Source organism: Mediterraneibacter catenae, assembly GCF_008691045.1.
Taxonomy (GTDB): domain Bacteria; phylum Bacillota; class Clostridia; order Lachnospirales; family Lachnospiraceae; genus Mediterraneibacter; species Mediterraneibacter ornithocaccae.
Genome location: NZ_VMSO01000002.1, coordinates 289,731 through 310,148 on the forward strand (window position 1 = coordinate 289,731; position 20,418 = coordinate 310,148).

At 47.0% G+C, this 20,418-nt stretch carries 20 protein-coding genes; 13 read left to right on the plus strand and 7 right to left on the minus strand.

From position 1 onward, the window contains the following. Positions 1-27: 27 nt before the first annotated feature. The 13 genes from FNY66_RS03115 to FNY66_RS03170 all read left to right on the plus strand — a co-directional run bounded on the left by FNY66_RS03115 (position 28) and on the right by FNY66_RS03170 (position 9,980). Positions 28-216, plus strand: a complete 189-nt coding sequence (locus FNY66_RS03115) for a hypothetical protein (protein ID WP_087152460.1) — start codon at positions 28-30, stop codon at positions 214-216. A 26-nt stretch (positions 217-242) separates the two neighbouring features. After that, positions 243-380, plus strand: a complete 138-nt coding sequence (locus tag FNY66_RS15420; RefSeq protein ID WP_190324763.1) for a DUF6019 family protein — start codon at positions 243-245, stop codon at positions 378-380. 235 nt (positions 381-615) lie between these two features. Next, positions 616-1,167 carry an RNA polymerase sigma factor gene (locus FNY66_RS03120; protein ID WP_150310257.1) on the plus strand — a complete coding sequence of 184 codons (552 nt, stop codon included), beginning with the start codon at positions 616-618 and terminating at the stop codon, positions 1,165-1,167. Continuing rightward, a complete protein-coding gene (locus FNY66_RS03125) occupies positions 1,157-2,011 on the plus strand; it encodes a hypothetical protein (RefSeq protein ID WP_150310258.1) in 855 nt (284 codons plus the stop codon). Before FNY66_RS03120 ends, FNY66_RS03125 begins: the two co-directional genes overlap by 11 nt. 75 nt (positions 2,012-2,086) lie before the next feature. Continuing rightward, a complete protein-coding gene (gene cmk / locus FNY66_RS03130; protein ID WP_087152458.1) occupies positions 2,087-2,743 on the plus strand; it encodes a (d)CMP kinase in 657 nt (218 codons plus the stop codon). Positions 2,744-2,755: 12 nt separating this feature from the next. Then, positions 2,756-3,607: a 4-hydroxy-3-methylbut-2-enyl diphosphate reductase gene (ispH, locus tag FNY66_RS03135; protein WP_087152457.1), complete on the plus strand. Its 852-nt coding sequence runs from the start codon at positions 2,756-2,758 to the stop codon at positions 3,605-3,607. Then, a complete protein-coding gene (rpsA, locus tag FNY66_RS03140; RefSeq protein ID WP_087152456.1) occupies positions 3,588-4,694 on the plus strand; it encodes a 30S ribosomal protein S1 in 1,107 nt (368 codons plus the stop codon). The genes ispH and rpsA overlap by 20 nt, the downstream gene beginning before the upstream one ends. Positions 4,695-4,950: 256 nt before the next feature. Beyond that, positions 4,951-6,270, plus strand: coding sequence for an electron transport complex subunit RsxC (rsxC, locus tag FNY66_RS03145; protein WP_150310259.1), 1,320 nt, complete (start codon positions 4,951-4,953; stop codon positions 6,268-6,270). 16 nt (positions 6,271-6,286) lie between these two features. Beyond that, positions 6,287-7,219, plus strand: a complete 933-nt coding sequence (locus FNY66_RS03150) for an RnfABCDGE type electron transport complex subunit D (protein ID WP_087152454.1) — start codon at positions 6,287-6,289, stop codon at positions 7,217-7,219. After that, on the plus strand, positions 7,219-7,830 hold the full coding sequence (locus tag FNY66_RS03155) for an RnfABCDGE type electron transport complex subunit G (RefSeq protein ID WP_150310260.1): 612 nt from the start codon (positions 7,219-7,221) through the stop codon (positions 7,828-7,830). Before FNY66_RS03150 ends, FNY66_RS03155 begins: the two co-directional genes overlap by 1 nt. Further along, entirely contained in the window at positions 7,823-8,581 is a 759-nt protein-coding gene (rsxE, locus tag FNY66_RS03160) for an electron transport complex subunit RsxE (protein ID WP_150310261.1), read from the plus strand. Before FNY66_RS03155 ends, rsxE begins: the two co-directional genes overlap by 8 nt. Continuing rightward, complete coding sequence (locus FNY66_RS03165; RefSeq protein WP_087152451.1) at positions 8,582-9,172, plus strand: electron transport complex protein RnfA; 591 nt, start codon at positions 8,582-8,584, stop codon at positions 9,170-9,172. A gap of 13 nt (positions 9,173-9,185) precedes the next feature. After that, positions 9,186-9,980, plus strand: coding sequence for an RnfABCDGE type electron transport complex subunit B (locus FNY66_RS03170; protein WP_087152450.1), 795 nt, complete (start codon positions 9,186-9,188; stop codon positions 9,978-9,980). Between the two features lie 686 nt (positions 9,981-10,666). Here the strand turns inward: FNY66_RS03170 and FNY66_RS03175 are convergent. The 7 genes from FNY66_RS03175 to tilS all read right to left on the minus strand — a co-directional run bounded on the left by FNY66_RS03175 (position 10,667) and on the right by tilS (position 20,407). Continuing rightward, a complete protein-coding gene (locus FNY66_RS03175) occupies positions 10,667-12,685 on the minus strand; it encodes a beta-propeller domain-containing protein (protein WP_150310262.1) in 2,019 nt (672 codons plus the stop codon). A gap of 23 nt (positions 12,686-12,708) precedes the next feature. Further along, entirely contained in the window at positions 12,709-13,263 is a 555-nt protein-coding gene (locus FNY66_RS03180; protein ID WP_087152205.1) for an RNA polymerase sigma factor, read from the minus strand. Between the two features lie 131 nt (positions 13,264-13,394). Next, on the minus strand, positions 13,395-14,282 hold the full coding sequence (locus FNY66_RS03185) for a pyridoxamine kinase (protein WP_150310263.1): 888 nt from the start codon (positions 14,280-14,282) through the stop codon (positions 13,395-13,397). 171 nt (positions 14,283-14,453) lie between these two features. Continuing rightward, entirely contained in the window at positions 14,454-16,517 is a 2,064-nt protein-coding gene (locus FNY66_RS03190; RefSeq protein ID WP_150310264.1) for a glycoside hydrolase family 13 protein, read from the minus strand. Between the two features lie 4 nt (positions 16,518-16,521). After that, entirely contained in the window at positions 16,522-18,363 is a 1,842-nt protein-coding gene (ftsH, locus tag FNY66_RS03195) for an ATP-dependent zinc metalloprotease FtsH (protein WP_229409431.1), read from the minus strand. Between the two features lie 15 nt (positions 18,364-18,378). Then, positions 18,379-18,906, minus strand: a complete 528-nt coding sequence (gene hpt / locus FNY66_RS03200) for a hypoxanthine phosphoribosyltransferase (RefSeq protein WP_087152208.1) — start codon at positions 18,904-18,906, stop codon at positions 18,379-18,381. Beyond that, complete coding sequence (tilS, locus tag FNY66_RS03205; protein WP_150310265.1) at positions 18,863-20,407, minus strand: tRNA lysidine(34) synthetase TilS; 1,545 nt, start codon at positions 20,405-20,407, stop codon at positions 18,863-18,865. The genes hpt and tilS overlap by 44 nt, the downstream gene beginning before the upstream one ends. Between the last annotated feature and the right edge of the window lie 11 nt (positions 20,408-20,418).

Genomic DNA, 20,418 nt, shown 5'->3' on the forward strand with positions numbered 1-20,418 from the left:
AAACTAGAATTTGGAAGGAGTGGTCTTATGACAAAAAAAACTTCAAGAATTGTTGCTGTTATTATGTTGATAATTGCTATTATCTTTTTTGTTGTTGCTTTAAATAACCCGCAGGCAAGTTTCCCTTGGAACAATATTATTACGTATATTCTCTATGGAACATATATTATTATAATGATAATATTGTTTATTGCTCCATTTAAGAGGAAAAAGTAATTCCAAGTTTGTAGGAGGATAAATGAATGGAATGGTTACCACTTGCTGTAATAGGCATACTGATTATTATATTGGGTTTATATTTTATTGTTAAATGGGCTGTAAAAGATGCGTTGAAAGAATACTTTAACGATAGAGAAAATAATAATAACTCCCTATACTGAGATGACTGATTCTGTTACTGATTACTATACAGAAGATTATAACCAGATGACTTAAGGGCGATATGCAGGTGTGCCCCGGAACAGCCTCGAACAATTAAATATAACAGAGATTTATTTTGAAAGTAAAAACGTATATTATCTGATATGCGTTTTTATTTTTTGAATAAATTTATCCATACAATGCAACCTTTTGGCGATTCACTCTGTATATATAGTTAAAAGGAGGTGGAGCACCATGACCGACAAAGAGATCGATCTGATCCGGCGGCTGAAGACAGGCGATGAGAGTGCTCTGGAAGAAATCATCAAGGTATTTAATCAGTATGTCGCTTCTATTGTCAGTAAGATCCTGTATGGATACACAGACGGCATTGATATCCAGGGAATCATCAATTATGTGTTCTTTCAGCTGTGGCAGAACTCGGATAGGCTGGATGCTTCCATAGGAAGCGGTTTGAAGTCCTATCTCGGGACTATCGCCAGAAATGCGGCGATCAATGAAAAACGGAAGATCCGCCAACTCTATCCGCTGGAAGAACATATTATCGGAGAGATGCCCGACGCCTACGATCAGGTTGAGCTTAGGAAAATACTGTCAGATGCCCTGAAAAAACTGACGCCGGAAGAGCAGCTGATTCTGATCGCATTTTATTTTCAGGGTAAAAGTATCAAGACCATTGCAGCGGAGCAGCAGAAAAAGGAATCCACAGTAAAAAGCACCCTGAAACGCAGCCGCGATAAATTCAGAAATATATTGGTAAAAGGAGGGTTTGTCTATGAGACTTAGCTATTATGACGCGCTCGACATCATTTCAGACGACGTAGTCGAAATACTGGAATCAAAAGAAAAGCAGAATACAGATATCAGCACTTTCAGACCGGAAACAACAGCCGAAGCTGTTTTACAAAGCATTCGCAAAAAGAAAAAACACCGTATGAGTAAGACATACAGAAATAAGAAAAATATAAAGCTCCGTCTCCTCATTGCGGCAGTTATTGTGCTCTCCATATCAACTGTCGTCATTGCAGTAAGTCAGTATGATTTCGAAAGAGATGGGGCGTCGCTGGTAAATGACTCGAACAGAGGCATGATCGGGAAAGAACAGCATGGAACATTTACCATTATTGATAAAAACGGAAATGTGATCGAAGGTGAACCGATGCTGTCTTATGAGGAAATGATTGAAGAATATATGAAAAATATTGAGCAAAGCACCATTATAGATGAGATTGATGTCAAAGAATCTGTACCTTCTTCCATTTCTTATTTTGCTGTTACACCTGATAATGTTAAAGAAAACACCTGGAACACACCTGAAATCATCTTTACAAACGGAGCATTGATCGTCTTTACAAAGGAGGACGGAAGCGGCTGGCATCTGGAGAAGGGCGAGACCATAAAATTCAGCGGCGAGACTTATCCGTCAGAGATTTTTAACGGAAAGGGACAGACGATCGGGTATTCGTATATCGTTAACGGGAAACTGGTCATGAAAAATCTGGCGGCCGAAGCTACCCTGAATCCTGAACATGAATTTACGGCAAAAGAATCGGGAGAATACTATTTTTGCTTAATCTGCTGCAGCTCCGACTCGATCACATTAAAAGAGGGGAATATCACAGTAAAGTAAATAAACCCTTGTTCATTCCGGTACTTCGGGATATACTATATAAGTTGAAACATTGAAATACACGGAGGAATGAACATGGGATACAATGTAGCGATCGACGGACCGGCAGGAGCCGGGAAAAGCACTATAGCAAAGCTGGTTGCGAAAGAAAAAGGCTATATTTACGTTGATACAGGAGCAATGTACCGGGCACTCGCTATCCATTTCCTGAAGAAAGGGATCGCCCCGGAAGATACTGCCGGTGTAGTCGGCGCCTGCCGTGATGCAGACGTCTCTATCCGTTATGAAAACGGGGTACAGCAGGTATATTTAAACGGGGAAAATGTGACGGGCATGCTCCGCACAGAGGAAGTTGGAAACATGGCATCCAGAACTTCCGCCATACCGGAAGTAAGAGAGAAACTTCTCGAGCTCCAGAGAACGCTTGCAAGAGAAAATGACGTGATCATGGACGGCAGAGATATCGGAACAAATATCCTTCCAAATGCGGATGTAAAGATTTATCTTACTGCCAGTGTAGAGACAAGGGCAAAGCGCCGTTATGATGAACTGAAAGAAAAAGGCGAAGAATGTGACCTCGATACGATCGCACAGGATATCAAGGACCGCGACGAGCGCGACATGAATCGTGAGACAGCGCCGCTTAAGAAAGCAGAGGACGCAGTTCTGGTAGACAGCTCTTATATGACCATTCCGGAAGTTGTATCCGAAATATGCAGTCATTGTAAATAAGGAGCCGAATATATGGAAGTTATCAAAGCAAAAACAGCTGGGTTTTGTTTCGGCGTAAAACGGGCAGTCGACACAGTCTATGAGCAAGTCAGCACGTGTGATGGCCCGATCTATACTTACGGTCCGATCATTCACAATGAAGAGGTCGTAAAAGATCTGGAAAGCAAAGGGGTTATCGTACTGCGTACAGAAGAAGCGCTGGACGAGATCACAAAAGGAACCGTGGTCATCCGTTCCCACGGAGTAGAAAAGCGGATCTACGACAAGCTGGAGAAAAAAGGGATCCGGATCGTAGATGCGACATGTCCATTTGTAAAAAAGATCCACAACATTGTGCGAAAAGAGAGTGCCGACGGAAAGTATATCCTGATCATCGGTAATCCGGAGCATCCGGAAGTCACAGGCATCCGCGGATGGGCCGGCAGTGAAGCAGCTGTTGTCCAGAACGCTGAGGACATTAATAAAATCGATTTCAGTAAAAAAGAGAAGATCTGTGTCGTTTCGCAGACGACATTTAATTACAACAAATTTAAAGATTTAGTTGAAATTATCAAGAAAAAGAGTTATGATGTAAGTGTTTTAAATACAATCTGTAATGCTACTAAAGAGCGTCAGATGGAAGCTCAAAGTATTGCAGAATCGGTGGATGCTATGATAGTTATTGGCGACAAACATAGTTCCAATACCCAGAAGTTATTTGAAATCTGCCGTAAGGCATGTAACAATACGTACTATATACAGACACTTGACGATTTGGATTTGAATCAATTAGGGTCAGTGGAAACAGTAGGTATTACAGCAGGGGCATCCACGCCCAACAATATAATTGAGGAGGTTCAAAATAATGTCAGAATTATCTTTTGAACAGATGTTAGACGAGTCATTCAAAACAATTCGCAACGGAGAGGTAGTTGAAGGTACTGTAATCGATGTAAAACCGGATGAAATAATCCTGAATATTGGTTACAAGGCTGACGGAATCATCACAAAAAGCGAGTATTCCAACGATCAGTCTCTTGACCTTACGACAGTTGTTTCTGTTGGCGACACAATGACAGTCAAAGTTCTGAAAGTAAATGACGGCGAAGGTCAGGTTCTTCTTACATACAAGAGACTTGCTGCTGAGAAAGGAAATGAGAGACTCCGTGAGGCGTATGAGAACAAAGAGGTCCTCAAAGCTACTGTTACTCAGATCCTTGGCGGCGGTATCTGCGCAACAGTTGACGAAGTAAGAGTGTTTATTCCTGCAAGCCTTGTATCTGACTCATATGAGAAAGACCTCAGCAAATATGAAGGACAGGAGATAGAGTTCGTGATCAGCGAGTTCAATCCGAGAAGAAATCGCGTGATCGGTGACAGAAGACAGCTCCTTGTTGCTGAGAGAGCAGAAAAGCAGAAAGAACTTTTTGCAAAACTTCAGGTCGGCGACAGAATTGACGGTACTGTTAAAAACGTAACAGATTTTGGTGCGTTTGTTGATCTTGGCGGAGTTGACGGACTTCTCCATATTTCTGAGATGTCATGGGGCAGAGTTGACAATCCGAAGAAGCTCTTCCATGTAGGTGATCCGCTGACAGTTCTTGTAAAAGATATTCATGATACAAAGATTGCACTCAGCCTGAAATTCCCGGAAACCAATCCATGGGCAAACGCTGCTGAGGACTTTGCAGTCGGAAAGATTATTACAGGAAAAGTTGCAAGGATGACGGATTTCGGTGCATTTGTTGAACTTGCACCAGGCGTTGATGCACTTCTTCATGTTTCTCAGATTTCACGTACACATGTTGACAAGCCGTCTGATGTACTTTCCATCGGACAGGAAATAACAGCAAAGATTGTAGATCTCAATGAGGAAGAGAAGAAGATCAGCCTCAGCATGAAAGTGCTTGAACCTGAGCATACAGAAGAGGCAGATTCAGCTGCTTCCGGGGATGATGCTTCTGAAGAGTAATAAATCGAGAACATTATGGAGTGATAAAAATTATCACTCCATTTTCTATTATCAGGAAGAAAATTGTGCTAGTAATTTATTATATTGTCCATGAATTTGTTAAAATATAATCAAGATGTTCGCATGAATATGCAATTTTTTCATCAAATCACTAGATTTTCGATATCATTTTTAGTACAATATTCAAATAAGAATAAAGCATCGAACAGCGGTTGGTCAGACTGCTGTTTGTTTGCTGTTAGAAAGGAAGAGTAGAATGGGACTTCTGACATTTAAAGGCGGTGTCCATCCAGACGATGGGAAACGTTTTTCAAAAGATCAGGCAATCCGTCCGATCATGCCAAAAGGCGACATGGTATATCCTCTTTCGCAGCATATCGGCGCACCTGCCAATCCTGTTGTAAAGAAAGGAGATCATGTCCTGAAAGGTCAAATGATCGCTGATGCAGGCGGTTTTGTTTCTGCACCGGTATATTCATCTGTGTCAGGTACTGTAAAAGGTCTTGAACAGCGGTTTAATCCGACGGGGACCAGGACGGAATGCATTGTGATTGAGAACGACGGCGAGTACAAAGAAACCGAGTACGAGCCGGTAAAACCACTTGAGGAAATGACAAGTGAAGAAATACTCGACAAAATCGGCCGTGCCGGAATTGTCGGCATGGGTGGTGCGGGATTCCCCACCAGAGTAAAACTTTCGCCGAAAGACCCCGACAAAATCGAGTATATCATTGCAAATTGTGCTGAGTGTGAACCGTATATCACGGCAGACTACAGAAGAATGCTGGAAAATACGGAAGAACTCGTAAGCGGGATGCGTGTAGTTCTCTCACTGTTTCCAAATGCAAAAGGGTATTTTGCTGTAGAAGATAACAAAAGGGACTGTGCAGAAAAGATTAAAGCAGCAATTGCAGACGAGCCTCGTATGGATGTGAAACTTCTGATGACTAAATATCCACAGGGTGCGGAGCGTCAGCTCATTTATGCTGTCACCAAACGCGCGATCAACTCCACTATGCTTCCGGCAGATGCCGGATGTATCGTAGATAACGTAGAGACTTTGATCGGCATACATACTGCAGTAGTCGAAGGCAGACCGCTGACCGAACGTGTTGTTACAGTAAGCGGTGATGCGATTACATCTCCCGGTAATTTCAAAGTTCTTCTGGGTACAAATCACCAGGAACTTATCGAGGCAGCCGGCGGATTCTCTGCTGAACCGGAAAAGCTCATCTCCGGCGGACCTATGATGGGATTTGCAATGGTGACTGCAGACGCGCCTGTCACTAAGACATCTTCATCGCTCCTCGCTTTTAAAGAAGATGCTGTTGCCAAAAATCCAGAGACCGCATGTATTAACTGCGGCCGGTGCGTAGAAGTCTGTCCGAGCAGGATCATCCCCTCCAGACTGGCTGACTGTGCACAGAGACATGACGAGGAAGCTTTTGTTGCAATGAACGGACTTGAATGTGTAGAGTGCGGATCATGTAGTTATGTATGTCCTGCAAAGAGGCAGCTCAAACAGGCGATCGGTTCTATGCGCAAGACGGCTCTTGCAAATAAGAGGAAAAAGTAAGAGAGGTGAGTGGGAATTGAACGAGAAATATAATGTATCAGCATCGCCGCACATCCGTGACAAGGCCAAGAGCAGCAATATCATGCTCATGGTCCTCATAGGGCTTCTTCCGGCAACACTGTTTGGAATTTGGAATTTCCGCCATGAGAATGCATGGATCCTTGTGGTTGTCACAACGGCAGCGGCTGTTTTATCGGAATATATCTGGGAAAAATTAATGCATAAACCGATCACGATCAAGGACTGCAGTGCAGCAGTGACCGGTCTTCTTCTTGCACTGAACCTTCCGCCCACACTTCCATGGTGGATGGGTGTTGTCGGTGCAGTATTTGCGATCATAGTAGTCAAACAGCTTTTCGGAGGACTGGGGCAGAACTTTATGAACCCGGCACTGGCGGCACGCTGTTTCCTGCTGATCTGCTTCACCGGACGAATGACCTATTTCGTCTATGACGGCGTGACAGGCGCTACACCACTTGCAAACCTGAAAGCCGGCGAGGCAGTCAACACAATGGATATGCTCCTTGGATTCACACGTGGTACAATCGGCGAAACATCTGTTATCGCGATCATGATCGGAGCTATGTTCCTGATTCTGATGGGTGTGATCGATCTCCGTATTCCGGGATCTTACATCATATCATTTGTCGTGTTCATCGTACTGTTCGGCGGACACGGACTTGACCCGCAGTACATTACCGCCCATCTGTGCGGCGGCGGATTGATGCTCGGCGCGTGGTTCATGGCTACAGATTATGTTACCTCACCGATCACAAGCAGCGGTAAGATCATATACGGAATCTGTATAGGACTCCTGACCGGGTTGTTTCGTCTGTTCGGCGGTTCGGCAGAGGGGGTATCCTATGCGATCATTATCAGTAACCTTTTAGTTCCGCTGATTGAGAAGGTTACTCTTCCAAAACCATTTGGTAAAGGAGGAGAGAAGTAATGAACAAGATTATTAAAAATACACTGATACTTACAGCTATCACGGTTGTATCCGGACTTCTCCTCGGCGTTGTTTACAACGTCACTAAAGAGCCGATTGCTCAGGCCCAGGAGAATACAAAGCAGGAAGCGTACAGGGCAGTTCTTGCCGACGCCTCTTCTTTTGAGACTTTGGATTTCGATGCTGAAAGCACGCTTTCTCTGCTTACGGAAAACGGATATACTTCAGATACGATCACCGAAGTTGCCGAAGGCAAAGATAACAGCGGCGAGACAATCGGATATGTCATCAGCGTACAGTCCAGTGAAGCGTATGACGGAACTCTTGACCTTTCCGTCGGAATCGCAACAGACGGAACTGTAAAGGGCGTAGAGATGCTTTCTATCAGCGAGACAGCCGGACTGGGAATGAAAGCTGATGAAGCGGAGTTCAAAGATCAGTACAAAGATAAAAATGTAGAAAACTTTACTGTGACAAAGACGGGCGAAGACGGCGATAACATGATTGACGCTATAAGCGGTGCTACGATCACTTCCAATGCCGTTACAAATGCCGTGAATTCTGCACTTGTATATTACCAGAATGAATTAGGAGGCGAAGTCAATGAATAAATGTACAGAACGTATTTATAACGGACTTGTAAAAGAAAATCCGACATTCGTCCTCATGCTCGGTATGTGCCCGACACTGGCAGTCACTACTTCCGCTACCAACGGTATCGGTATGGGACTTTCAACGACAGCCGTTCTGATCATGTCTAATATGCTTATTTCCATGCTCAGAAAGATTATACCGGACTCCGTGAGAATGCCTGCATTCATCGTAGTAGTGGCCTCTTTCGTAACAATCGTTGACTTCCTTCTGGAAGGATTTGTGCCAAGCCTGTATGATTCTCTCGGTCTTTACATACCATTGATCGTAGTAAACTGTATCATCCTCGGACGTGCAGAGAGCTATGCATCAAAGAATCCGGTGCTTCCGTCTATCTTTGACGGTATCGGCATGGGACTCGGATTTACAGTAGGTCTGACATGTATCGGTATTGTCAGAGAACTGATCGGTGCAGGCCAGATCTTTGGCGTACAGATTATGCCGGATTCCTATGAACCATTTACGATTTTCATCCTTGCTCCGGGTGCCTTCTTTGTACTTGCATGTCTGGTCGCTCTTCAAAACAAAGTGAAGAAGAATATGGCTAAAAAAGGCAAAGAAGTACCGAAATCCGCTGGTTGCGGCGAAGGCTGCGCTTCATGTGGAAGCCGCGGAATCTGCGGCGGTCATCTGCCAGGGACCGATACGGTTTCTACAGTATCCGCTGCCGGAAAAGATGCAGATAAAAAGAAAGAACAGGAGGGGGCATAAATGCAGGAATTACTTTTGATCGCAGTTGGCTCTGCGTTCGTTAATAACGTTGTACTTAGTCAGTTCCTTGGAATCTGTCCGTTCCTCGGCGTTTCCAAAAACGTCAAGACAGCAGCCGGAATGGGCGGCGCTGTGGTGTTCGTCATCACGATCGCATCTTTTGTAACCGGACTAATCTACAAATTTATCCTCGGCAATCCGAACATCATGGGCGGCGAGCTCGAGTATCTGAATACGATTGTATTCATCCTTGTCATCGCAGCGCTGGTACAGTTTGTCGAGATGTTCTTAAAGAAGTCCATGCCGTCGCTCTATAATGCACTCGGCGTATATCTGCCCCTCATCACAACAAACTGTGCGGTTCTCGGCGTAGCGCTGACGAACGTAGAGAGCGGATACGGACTGCTTACAGGAGTTGTAAATGGATTTGCAACAGCAGTCGGATTCCTTGTATCTATCGTACTTATGGCAGGTATCCGTGAAAAAACAGAGCACAATGATATACCAGAATCCTTTAAGGGAACACCGATCGTACTCGTGACAGCTGGCCTGATGGCGATTTCGTTCTTCGGATTCTCAGGATTGATATAGGAGGAAAGATGATATGAGTATTATGGGAATTATTCTGGCCGTCGTTGTAGTAGGCGGTACCGGACTGTTCATCGGCATCTTCCTCGGAGTCTCTGATAAGGCTTTTGCAGTAGAAACTGATGAGCGAGAAGAAGCTATTCTGGATATTCTGCCCGGCAACAACTGCGGCGGATGCGGATATGCGGGATGTTCCGGACTTGCAGCAGCAATCGTAGCCGGCGAGGCTGAAGTGGGCGGATGTCCGGTTGGCGGAGCTCCTGTTGCAGAAAAAATCGGCGCTATCATGGGCGTGGATGCGTCCGCACAGGAAAGACAGGTTGCATTTGTAAAGTGTGCCGGTACCTGCGAAAAGGCAAAGACAGAATATGAATATCACGGCATAAAAGACTGTGTCATGGCAAGCCAGATGCAGGACGGCGGCGCAAAAGGCTGCGCATACGGATGTCTTGGATACGGTTCCTGTGTAACCGCATGCCCGTTTGATGCGATACATGTTGTAGACGGTATCGCGGTCGTAGATAAAGAAGCATGTAAAGCCTGCGGAAAATGCGTGGCTGCATGTCCAAAACATTTGATCGAACTGATTCCGTATAAACAGCAGACATTTGTTCAGTGTAACTCCAACGAAAAAGGTAAAGCACTCATGAGCGTCTGTGAAGTAGGATGTATCGGCTGCCGCCTCTGCGAGAAGAACTGCGAGGCAGGCGCAATCACAGTCAACAACTTCCTTGCGCATATTGACGCAGATAAATGTACAAACTGCGGCGTGTGCGCAGAAAAATGCCCGAGGAAGATCATCAAAATGTAAATTCCGGATTTATCTGACTGAGAAAGAGTCCGCCGGGAGGTATGTATTGTTATCGCACACGTTTTCACTCGGTCGCGGCGTAGCGGTACATAAGAGCGCAGAAGACGCGCTCTAAGTGCCGACGCCGCTCCAACGGTGCGTACACAATACATACCTCCCGGCTGCTTTCTTTCCCATCCCGAAAATCGAATTCCAAACAGAAGGAACAAAGCCGGATCTTTTTCGACTAAGATTCCTTTTCTATCGATAAGCAGAAAAGATTCTGCAAATAAATGTTGAACTATCAATCGTTACGATGAGGCTCCCATCTCTTCTGGTTTGTATGAGGATTTATCGAACTGGCTTATGGACGAGAAAGAGCAGAAAAGCAGGCAGATACAGCCGATCTGATGCACATTCCGCGGACAGAGGAAGATTGATTCCGGCGACTTTGGAAGAATATTAGAGGAACTTAAAAGCAGGACGATTGCGTTAATCGATCAAACGGAGGTGTCTGACCTTTGGGAGTTCTCCGTTTGATCGATTTGTATTTAGCACTCGTCCTGCTTTGCTAGTTCCTGTTATATTCTGTAACCGGAGCCGGAATCACTCTTCCTCCGTCCGTGGATACGTGAATTGTCTGTGCTGTATCAATCTGTTTTTTGCTGTTTTTTAATTATGAGCCTGTACGATAAATCCGGAATTCATCAGAGAACGATATCATCTACTTTCTGGAAACCATCCATCGCAAAGGACTCCACCATATTCCCGTTCACCAGATAGAACCGGTCGCCTGCATACTGTCCGCGGACATTTCCGTATAATGGCAGTTCTCTTGAAAATACTTCCCTGAATCCGTCGTCATCATAGGTGAAGATAAAGTATTCGCATACATCACCGTAGGCCATAAATCCGAAAAGGTTCTTTTCCACATCCACAAAGACTGATTTATAATTATATCCCACATCTGTTCCGTACATATCCTCCAGTACATAATTCTCTGTTTCTTTTACATCGGACGGATCAGATACATCGAACATGGATACTTTTACCCCTTCCGTTGTCACGCCCTCTTCATCTACATCCATTCCGATCCCGAGCAGCAGACCGTCGCCATAGGGATGAAGGTATTCGGAAAATCCGGGGATCTTCAGTTCTCCTATGATTTCAGGATCTGCAGGATCAGAGAGATCTACGGAGAAGAGCGGGTCGACCTGTTTAAATGTCACAAAGTATCCTGTCTCCCCCATAAAGCGGGCTGAATATATACTTTCATCCTTCGCAAGGTCATGGATTTCTCCGGTGATCTCCAGATTTTCATCCAGCACATAGAGTGAATTGCTGTCTTCCTGCTCAGCCCCGCTGAAGAAATCCGCAAGCCCTGTGAGCCCGCTGCCGCTGACCTGGCTGACCGTTGTCACGAGCCTGAGATATCCGTTATATTCATCAATGCTGAATGAATCCTTCAGTGTTCCGTCCACTTTTGTCTGAGCCACGCCCCGCAGGATGCCGTCTTTATAGGCTACCTTGCGGATGGAAGTCTGCGTGACATCTGCATCATCCTGCCCGTACCAGCTCTCTGTTATATAGATATTTTCTGTGCTTACATAACATATTCCGCTGCTGCCGAACACTGCGATGCTGTCCGCCTTTTCTGCTGGATCGTCCAGTGAGATTGATGAGATCACTGTATACTGACTGCCCATCTGTCTCTGCGGCATATAGATGTCTGATGCCTCGATCATGTTTCCCTGCACTTCAGGAATATATGCATGTGTATCCTCGCGTGCCGCGGCCATATCTGCGTAGAAATTGCTGATCACATATACATACCCGTCTCTCACACGCATCGTATTATAATATCCGCTCTGGGAAATGTTCCCGGCTTTCACCGGATTTGTCCGGTCACTTATATCATAAATCACTGCACATGTATAATCTCTGTAAGCGCCGGCATAACCATTTTCTCCGCAGCCGTATTCAGTCCGCGTATACAATATGGCAAGCCTGTCATCCTGCACGTAAAGTTCTGCCACATAACAGTCGTCCGCCAGACGGATTTCCGACAGTTCTTCCATCTCTGCCGACTCGATCCCGACAATCTCGACAGTCTGTCCATTCACGATATAAAGGCAGCCGCCGTCGGTCTTTACAATATCTGCTTCACCGACTCCTTCCTCTCTCACATTGGTATCAGAATACGAATTGCCGGCATTGCCCTGCGACGATACCCCGGCGCCGTCTGTACTGCTTGCGGATGCACCCGTATCGGCTGCTGATTCCGTCTCCGCCGTGAAACCGAACCCATCGGCAGTTCCATCCTGCTCTCGTTCTGCCTGTATATATTCATATATCTCGTCGTAATCTTCGGCCGAAGCAATCAGGTTCTCGCCCGAGCCCTCCTCTCCGGCTGACGCACTGTTCGCTGTCCCCGCATCTTCTGATCCCCCGGCTCCTGCCGCACTGCCCGCCGAGCCGGATGACATATCCGCCGCCCCCGGATTTCCACTGAAGAAATGCGTATATCCGCCAGCAATCCCCACAGCAACGCACAGACACGCCGCTGCCGCAGCGGCAATATATGCTCTCCTGAGTTTTCGTTTCTTCGCTGTCTTCACTGCCTCAAGCTTTTTCTCCATAGCATCCGGGTGGATTGACGCCGGGATGCCCGTGTCTTCCGCCATAGAACGAATAAGCTCTTCTAATTTCTTTTCCCGATCTTCCATATCCATCCTCCTCTCAGCCCGCACTACACTTCCGGTTCAATGATCTTTCTCATCTTCTCCAGTGCCCGCTTTTTCTTCGACCGGACGGTAGCTGGATTATACCCTGTCATCCTGCCGATCTCATCACTCTGGTAACCGCCGAATATAGAGAATGCAACGATAATGCGTTCGTCTTCATCAAGCATTCCGAACGCCTCCCTGACATCATGCTGTCCTGCATAATCAGGTTCGCTGCAAAGTTTCTTCTCCATCTCCGGACTTTCACCATTCTGGGAATCCGCCCCTGTCCTTCTCCGCTGTTCCCGCAGGATTCTTCTGCACTGGTTGTTCAGTATCGTGAACATCCAGCTTTTGAAAGACTCGTCCTTTCTCAGCTGCTTCATCTTTTCCCATGCGATCATCACCGTCTCGCTCACAGCATCTTCGGCGTCCTGACGGTGACGTATCGTATACAGGGCAAACTTATACAATTCCGTATAGATTCCGGCATATAATCTGGAGAACGCTTTGACATCTCCCCTTTTTGCCCGCCTTATCAGCTGCAGCTCTTCCTGCGGCTCATTCCCGTTTCCGTTCATCCGCAGCCCTCCTCTCACCCAATTGTCAGATAACAATTCAACTATAACATTTCCTGCCTGTCATGTAGTATTTTCCTGTTTTATATTAGAGTCAGATCAGGCTCTTTTTGTTGCACGAAAAAAGGCAGACCTCAAAAAGTCTGCCGTCCGTATTTGTCTCTGTTTTTCTCCCCGAGCATCCACAGATACTGTTCATAGTCCACACCGTCGTTTCGCGGTACTTCATTCCTGACCGAATCTGTAATCGCCCGTCCGATCATCTTCCCCGCAAGCTCCATCGACTCCGCAAGACTGTCTCCCCGGACCTTCCCCGCTGCAACCACCGAAGCGACGAGATCCCCTGTGCCGGAAAAGCTTTCCCCTATAAACGGCGCTGCCGAAAACGATGTTCCCTCTTTTGTCACTGCCAGATTTCCCATCATCTCCTGTCCGTTCTCTTGGTCAGTAAAGCGAATCCCTGTGACAAGCACTTCCTTCGTGCCTCCCGCCATCATATTTTTTGCCATCTGTTCCGCTACGGTCACAAGATGCTCTTCTGCCGTCAGCTCTTTGATCATCCTGTAATCCGTATCCGTCAGCAGACACAGCTCCGTCAGATTCGGTGTGATAACATCAGCCCGCAGGGCCAGCTTCCTCATCTCAGTCTCCATCTCCGAAGTAAAGATTGAAAAGCGTCTCCCGTTATCTCCCATCACTGGATCCACCAGTAGAAAAGTATCCTTTTCATAAAATATATCAAGAAATTCGAACGTCTTCCTGATCTGATGTTCCCCGGACATAAATCCGGTATAGATACCATCGAAATGTACCTGCATCTTCTCCCACTCTTTATAGATGTATTCCATCCGGTCTGTATAATCATCGCAGTAATAGCTCGGATACCCTGTCTGTGCACTTAAAACCGCTGTCGGAAGAGGACACGGCTGTACTCCCATAGCTGCGATTGTCGAGATTGCAGCCGTGAGAGAACATTTTCCAAATCCTGAAAGGTCATTGATCACTGCTATCTTCTTTGTCATATCTTTCTTCCTGCTTTCTCTGTTTTCGTCTTCGGTCAATGATACCATGTGTCAGACCGTGTCAAAACAGCCAGTTTTTCTGTTTTTGAACAGTCCACAATTATAAGAAAAGAATCCGGAGTCACCCGGATTTCTTTTTCTTCTGAATCTCTTTCTATTATTTGATCTCGATCATACAGAGCCGCTATTCCATTCCGATCTGACAGGTTTTAACACTGCAGCCGAATGCCTTCCCATATTGATCACGATTTCTCCGTTCTCTACGATATACTCATCATACGCCGTCGTATAGCCTTCTTCGTACGTGTAGATCAGACGCTTCATCCGGCCTTCTTTGTGTACACCCGAGAGCCATACAGGTACTGTGATCTGCTTTAATTCCTTACTGTTGTTGAGCACTACCACAATCTGCTCGTCTCCCTGGAACCTCGCATATGCCAGAACATTATAATCTGAATATAACAGTTTTACGGATCCTTTTCTGAGAGGCTTTTCTTCTTTATGTATCCGTATCATTTCTTTATGGAACTCAAGAAGTTCTTTATTCTCTCTGCCCCACGGGTATGTCCGTCTGTTATCCGGATCTGTAAAGCCGCACAGTCCGACCTCATCGCCGTAATAGATCGTCGGCGCTCCTACCCAGGTCATCTGAACTGTCACAGCTTCACGCATGACCGCATGATTGATTCCCTCCTCTGCTGCTTTCGCACCGACATGTTCTGCACGCCCTACAATATGATTGGTACGTGTCAGGAATCTTGAATGATCGTGATTTGACAGTTCATTCATCGCCACCTGAAGCGACGGAGTGAGCATACTTGCCATAAAGTGGCGCATCGCCCCCACAAAGTTATCCGGATTCCCCCACAGATCAGTTCGCCGCTCGTCGCTGTGCTTCTCCATCCCCGTGAGGAACCAGGTCAGCGGCTCCATGAAAGCATCATAATTCATAACACTGTCCCACTCGTCCCCCTGAAGCCACTCGATAGGGTCTCCATAGTGTTCCGCCAGGATCAGTGCGTCCGGATTCGCTTCTTTTACTTCTTTTCTGAATCGTTTCCAGAACATGTGATTATATTCGTTACTGCAGCCGAGATCGGCAGCCACATCCAGACGCCATCCGTCCACATTGTACGGAGGGGAAACCCATTTCTTTCCTATATCCATTATATATTGCTCAAGTTCCGGCGAATCCTCATATGCAAGCTTTGGCAGGGTATCGTGTCCCCACCATCCGTCATAGCTCCCGTTGTACGGCCATGCCTCATTACGGTCATCATGAAAATGGAAAAAATCCCTGTAAGGACTGTCCGCACTTACATATGCACCCTTCGGATATTCCGGCTGAGGCTCATAGATGCGTTCACGGTCCAGCCATTTGTTAAACGATCCACAGTGATTGAACACACCGTCAAGGATCACTCGCATCCCGCGTCTGTGCATCTCTTCCACAAGCTTTGCAAACAACTCATTGCTTGCCTCGAGGTTGCGGATATCTCCCACCCGCTTCTGATATTTCGTGGCATGGATATTATCCTGCGCCCCCGCCGGCAGAGCCTCGCCTCCGTCAGCAACGATCTTTCCGTAATGAGGATCAATATAATCATAATCCTGAATATCGTATTTATGGTTGGATGGTGAGACAAACAGCGGATTAAAATATATCACTTCTATCCCCAGATCCTGAAGATAGTCCAGCTTATCCATAACCCCCTGAAGATCCCCGCCATAGAAATTGCGGATATCAAGTGCCTCCGGCACCTGATTCCACTCCTTCACTCTCTTAGTTGGCGCTCCAATATAGATATATTCTGCATCTTCTACATCATTTGACGGATCCCCGTTGCAGAATCGATCCACGAAGATCTGATACATAACCGCACCTTTTGCCCATTCCGGCGTCTTGAATCCCGGAACAACCGTATAGGCATAATAATCTTCTCTATGGTCAGAGACACCGTACCGGTTATAATACCAAAGCTGTTCTCCACTTTTTATCTCAAAGGAATAATGGAAAGGTTCCGTTCCGAGCTGCCATTCGATCTCATAAAAATCGAACTCGTCACCGGCTGATATCTTCCACATCGAATAGCTGCGGTCGCCCGTAAGCAGTTTTACTTCCTCTACGTCATTGTGTGCCGTCCTGAATTTCAGTACGATCTTCTCATTTACGTCCGGTTCGGCAGGGATCACATAATCCTGCGTACCATCGCAGAACAGCGCTTCTCTGTTCATAACATCATGCCTCCTCTTTTTGGCTGTCCTCAAACAAAGCTTCAAACTCGGCTCTTGTTATCTTCTCTTTCTCGAGCAGAAGTTTTGCACATGCATCCAGCACATCATGATGTTTCTGAATAATCGCACGCGCTTTCAGATAGCACTCGTCAATGATTCTCTTCACTTCTTCATCTATCGTTCCCGCTACTTTCTCACCATAACCTCTAGAGGTATGTCCGAAGTCGCGTCCGATAAATACTTCATCACTGTCATTGTCATAGTTGATCAGACCAAGCCTCTCGGACATACCGAACTTGGTGATCATTGATTTTGCGATTGCCGTCGCCTGTTTTATATCCTGGGAAGCCCCCGTAGTGATATCGTCAAATATCTCCTCTTCAGCTACGCGGCCTCCGAGCGATACTGTAATCTCCTGAAGCATATGGCCTTTCGTATTAAACATATCGTCCCTCTCCGGCAGGGGCATCGTGTATCCGCCTGCCCCTCCTGTCGGAATAATAGATACGCTGTATACAGGTCCCACGTCCGGCAGCACATGGAACAGAATCGCATGACCTGCCTCATGATATGCCGTGATGCGCCGCTCTTTCTCGGATACGATACGGCTCTTCTTCTCAGGGCCGATACCTACTTTGACAAACGCATGACGGATATCCTGCTGCAATATATATACTCTGTTGTCTTTTGCTGCAAGGATTGCCGCCTCATTCAGAAGGTTCTCCAGATCCGCACCTGTAAACCCTGCCGTTGTCTGGGCAATCTGTTTCAGATCCACGTCTTCTCCGAGTGGTTTGTTCCTTGCATGAACTTTAAGAATTTCCTCTCTTCCGCCTACATCCGGGCGTCCGACGATAACATTGCGGTCGAATCGCCCCGGTCTTAAGATCGCCGGATCAAGAATATCCTTACGGTTCGTCGCCGCCATAACGATGATTCCTTCGTTCACGCCAAATCCATCCATCTCTACAAGAAGCTGGTTCAGCGTCTGCTCCCTCTCGTCATGTCCGCCGCCAAGTCCGCTCCCGCGCCGTCTTGCTACGGCATCGATCTCATCGATAAACACAATACACGGTGCATTTTTCTTTGCATCCTGGAACAGATCACGCACACGGGATGCGCCGACGCCCACAAACATCTCCACGAAGTCCGATCCTGAAATACTGAAAAACGGAACTCCCGCCTCACCTGCAACTGCCTTTGCGAGCAGCGTTTTTCCGGTTCCCGGAGGTCCCTCAAGAAGAACTCCTTTCGGGATCCTTGCTCCTACCTGTACATATTTCTTCGGTGCCTTCAGAAAATCAACAATCTCCTCCAGCTCTTCTTTCTCCTCTTTGAGACCTGCCACATCCGCAAATGTCACTTTGATCTCATTCTGACTCGTCATCCGCGCACGGCTCTTACCGAAATTCATCGCTTTGGCATTGGCCCCGCCGCCCTGACGGTTCATCAGATAAAAGATGAGCATCACGCCGGCCAGTGTGACCAGCACCGGGATCAGGATCGTCATAAATATAGAATCCTCCGGTATCGCCGACACGCCGTATACCACATCATGTTCATCGAGCAGATCTTCCACGTCCTCTACGTTGGATACATTTACTGTCCTGGCCTCATTCTCATCTTTTAGCACGAATGACACCGTACCCGTGGGAACAGCTTTATTCTGATCGATGTATACATCCGTCACATTTTCCTGTTCAACCTGGGAAACAAAGTCTGTATACGTCATTTCCTGCCGGTGTACCTGCATCCGGCTTGCCATCCAGAGCGCCGCTATCACGACCACAATAAACATAAGTATTGTAGAACCGCTGACGCCCCTGTATTTCCTGTTATTGTCCAAACCTTATGCTCCTTCCTATTCCAGTCCTTCCACCACGCCGATGTAAGGAAGATTTCTGTATTTCTGGGCGTAATCAAGCCCATAACCTACCACGAACTCATCCGGGATCTCGAATCCGCAGTAGTCAACTTTCACATCTTTCACTCTTCTGTCCGGTTTGTCCAGAAGCGTGCACAGCCTCATGCTGGCCGGATTTCTCTTTTTAAGTACGTCGATCAGGTAATACAGGGTATTGCCTGAGTCGATAATATCCTCCACAATGAGAACTTCTTTATTCTCAATGGACTCGTCAAGATCCTTTGCGATACGCACGACACCGCTTGACGCTGTCCCGTCTCCGTAGCTTCCTACGCACATAAAATCCATGGAGACCGGCACGGTAATGCGCTTCGCAAGCTCACACATAAAGAACACACCGCCCTTTAACACACAGATCAAATGGACCTGTTTTCCCGCATAATCTTCACTGATCTGTCTTCCAAGCTCTCTGATCCTCTCGTCAACCTTCTCTTCCGGAACCAGCACTCTGATCTTCTCTGACATTTTTCTTATCCTCCGTTATCTTTATCTCAAGAATCTTCTCTGTCCTGTTACTGATCTGACAGGCACGGCTCATTCTGTGTCCCGGTATCCATACGATATGCTGTCCGTCTGCAATAAGAAGCATCTTATCCCTGTTCTCTCTAGGGATCTTCTCATTGATAAACCAGGACTTCAGTTTCTGGCGGCTCCCTTTTTCATCCACCACCAGATAGTCCCCGCTCTGCCGCGTCCTCGCGGAAAGACTACATTTTATTATATCATAGTCAAACCATTTCGTGTAGCTTTTTTGTGGGATCTCCTTCGCCTTGTCGGCATCAGCAGCGTCCACAAACCGGCATATCACTTTATGGATTCCATCCGGGAGAAATGTCACCCCTGGGATATTCAGACGGACTTCTTCCGGCTTTACTTCTGCCGCGCCGTTTGTTTTCCCGCTGTTTCCCTTTTCATCTCCGTCTTGTTTTCCCAGCAGGATACCTTCATATATCCGCCCGGCAGTCACGCCGCCCGGCAGGTCCAGCACCTTCCCGCACTGCCGGTCAAAGAGCTCCGCAAGCGCGTTCAGATGAACCGTCCCGATATCTTTCTCTCCTCCGCGGACAGACGCCAGACATACTTTGAGAAGCTGCTTCTGTACGGCAGGCATCTCATGTCTGAAGGCCTCTCTGCCGATCAGCAGGCCGCCGTATGCTTCCCCGTACACAGGGGTACTGCTGCCCTGTCCTTCATTTTTATGCTCTCCGGTCCGCGGCAGGCTTACACAGCGTTCCCATGCCTGTTTTGTTCCCTGTTCCAGATATTCCCACACTTCCTGTGCCTGTACGGACAGTTCCTCCAAGTGCCGGACCGTCCCTTCATTGACCTGTTCTCTCAGGGCCGGAAGTATGTTATGGCGGATGCGGTTCCTTGTGTAGATATCTTCTGCATTTGTTGCATCCGTACACCAGGTAATCTTCTGCTCTCGCAGCCAGTCCTCAATCTGCTCTCTGCCAAGCGCCAGGAGCGGCCGGATCCACTTTCCCCGGACCGGGCGAATGCCGCACAGGCCCTTCAGTCCGGTCCCGCGCGCAATATTAAGGAGTACGGTCTCTGCATTATCATCTCTGTGGTGGGCCGTGGCGATCTTCGTTCCGCCGTCTTCCCTGCACATCGTCTCAAACGCCTCCCGCCGGACAGCGCGTCCCGCCTCCTCTGAAGATTGTTTCCGCTTTCTGGCAATTAATTCCACATTTTTATGAAAAAAACGGCTCGGCACATCCAACTGTCTGCACAGTTCCTTCACAAAAGCTTCATCGGCATCGGCTTCCGCGCCCCGTATCCCGTGGTTGACATGACATGCCATCACCTGGAAACCAATCTTATTTCTCAATGCACAGAGTATAAAAAGCAGGCATACCGAATCCGCTCCGCCCGATACGCCTGCGATCACCACATCATCCTTTTCGATCATGCCGTATTTTCTGATAAATGATTCTGTCTGTTCTATTATATTCTTCATCATATGTAAACTAT

Excerpts from the sequence above, each read along its gene's own strand:
- FNY66_RS03115 (WP_087152460.1), top strand. The coding sequence starts at position 28 with ATGACAAAAAAAACTTCAAGAATTGTTGCTGTTATTATGTTGATAATT.
- FNY66_RS15420 (WP_190324763.1), top strand. The coding sequence starts at position 243 with ATGGAATGGTTACCACTTGCTGTAATAGGCATACTGATTATTATATTG.
- FNY66_RS03120 (WP_150310257.1), top strand. The coding sequence starts at position 616 with ATGACCGACAAAGAGATCGATCTGATCCGGCGGCTGAAGACAGGCGAT.
- FNY66_RS03125 (WP_150310258.1), top strand. The coding sequence starts at position 1,157 with ATGAGACTTAGCTATTATGACGCGCTCGACATCATTTCAGACGACGTA.
- cmk (WP_087152458.1), top strand. The coding sequence starts at position 2,087 with ATGGGATACAATGTAGCGATCGACGGACCGGCAGGAGCCGGGAAAAGC.
- ispH (WP_087152457.1), top strand. The coding sequence starts at position 2,756 with ATGGAAGTTATCAAAGCAAAAACAGCTGGGTTTTGTTTCGGCGTAAAA.
- rpsA (WP_087152456.1), top strand. The coding sequence starts at position 3,588 with ATGTCAGAATTATCTTTTGAACAGATGTTAGACGAGTCATTCAAAACA.
- rsxC (WP_150310259.1), top strand. The coding sequence starts at position 4,951 with ATGGGACTTCTGACATTTAAAGGCGGTGTCCATCCAGACGATGGGAAA.
- FNY66_RS03155 (WP_150310260.1), top strand. The coding sequence starts at position 7,219 with ATGAACAAGATTATTAAAAATACACTGATACTTACAGCTATCACGGTT.
- rsxE (WP_150310261.1), top strand. The coding sequence starts at position 7,823 with ATGAATAAATGTACAGAACGTATTTATAACGGACTTGTAAAAGAAAAT.
- FNY66_RS03165 (WP_087152451.1), top strand. The coding sequence starts at position 8,582 with ATGCAGGAATTACTTTTGATCGCAGTTGGCTCTGCGTTCGTTAATAAC.
- FNY66_RS03170 (WP_087152450.1), top strand. The coding sequence starts at position 9,186 with ATGAGTATTATGGGAATTATTCTGGCCGTCGTTGTAGTAGGCGGTACC.
- FNY66_RS03175 (WP_150310262.1), bottom strand. The coding sequence starts at position 12,685 with ATGGAAGATCGGGAAAAGAAATTAGAAGAGCTTATTCGTTCTATGGCG.
- FNY66_RS03180 (WP_087152205.1), bottom strand. The coding sequence starts at position 13,263 with ATGAACGGAAACGGGAATGAGCCGCAGGAAGAGCTGCAGCTGATAAGG.
- FNY66_RS03185 (WP_150310263.1), bottom strand. The coding sequence starts at position 14,282 with ATGACAAAGAAGATAGCAGTGATCAATGACCTTTCAGGATTTGGAAAA.
- FNY66_RS03190 (WP_150310264.1), bottom strand. The coding sequence starts at position 16,517 with ATGAACAGAGAAGCGCTGTTCTGCGATGGTACGCAGGATTATGTGATC.
- hpt (WP_087152208.1), bottom strand. The coding sequence starts at position 18,906 with ATGTCAGAGAAGATCAGAGTGCTGGTTCCGGAAGAGAAGGTTGACGAG.
- tilS (WP_150310265.1), bottom strand. The coding sequence starts at position 20,407 with ATGATGAAGAATATAATAGAACAGACAGAATCATTTATCAGAAAATAC.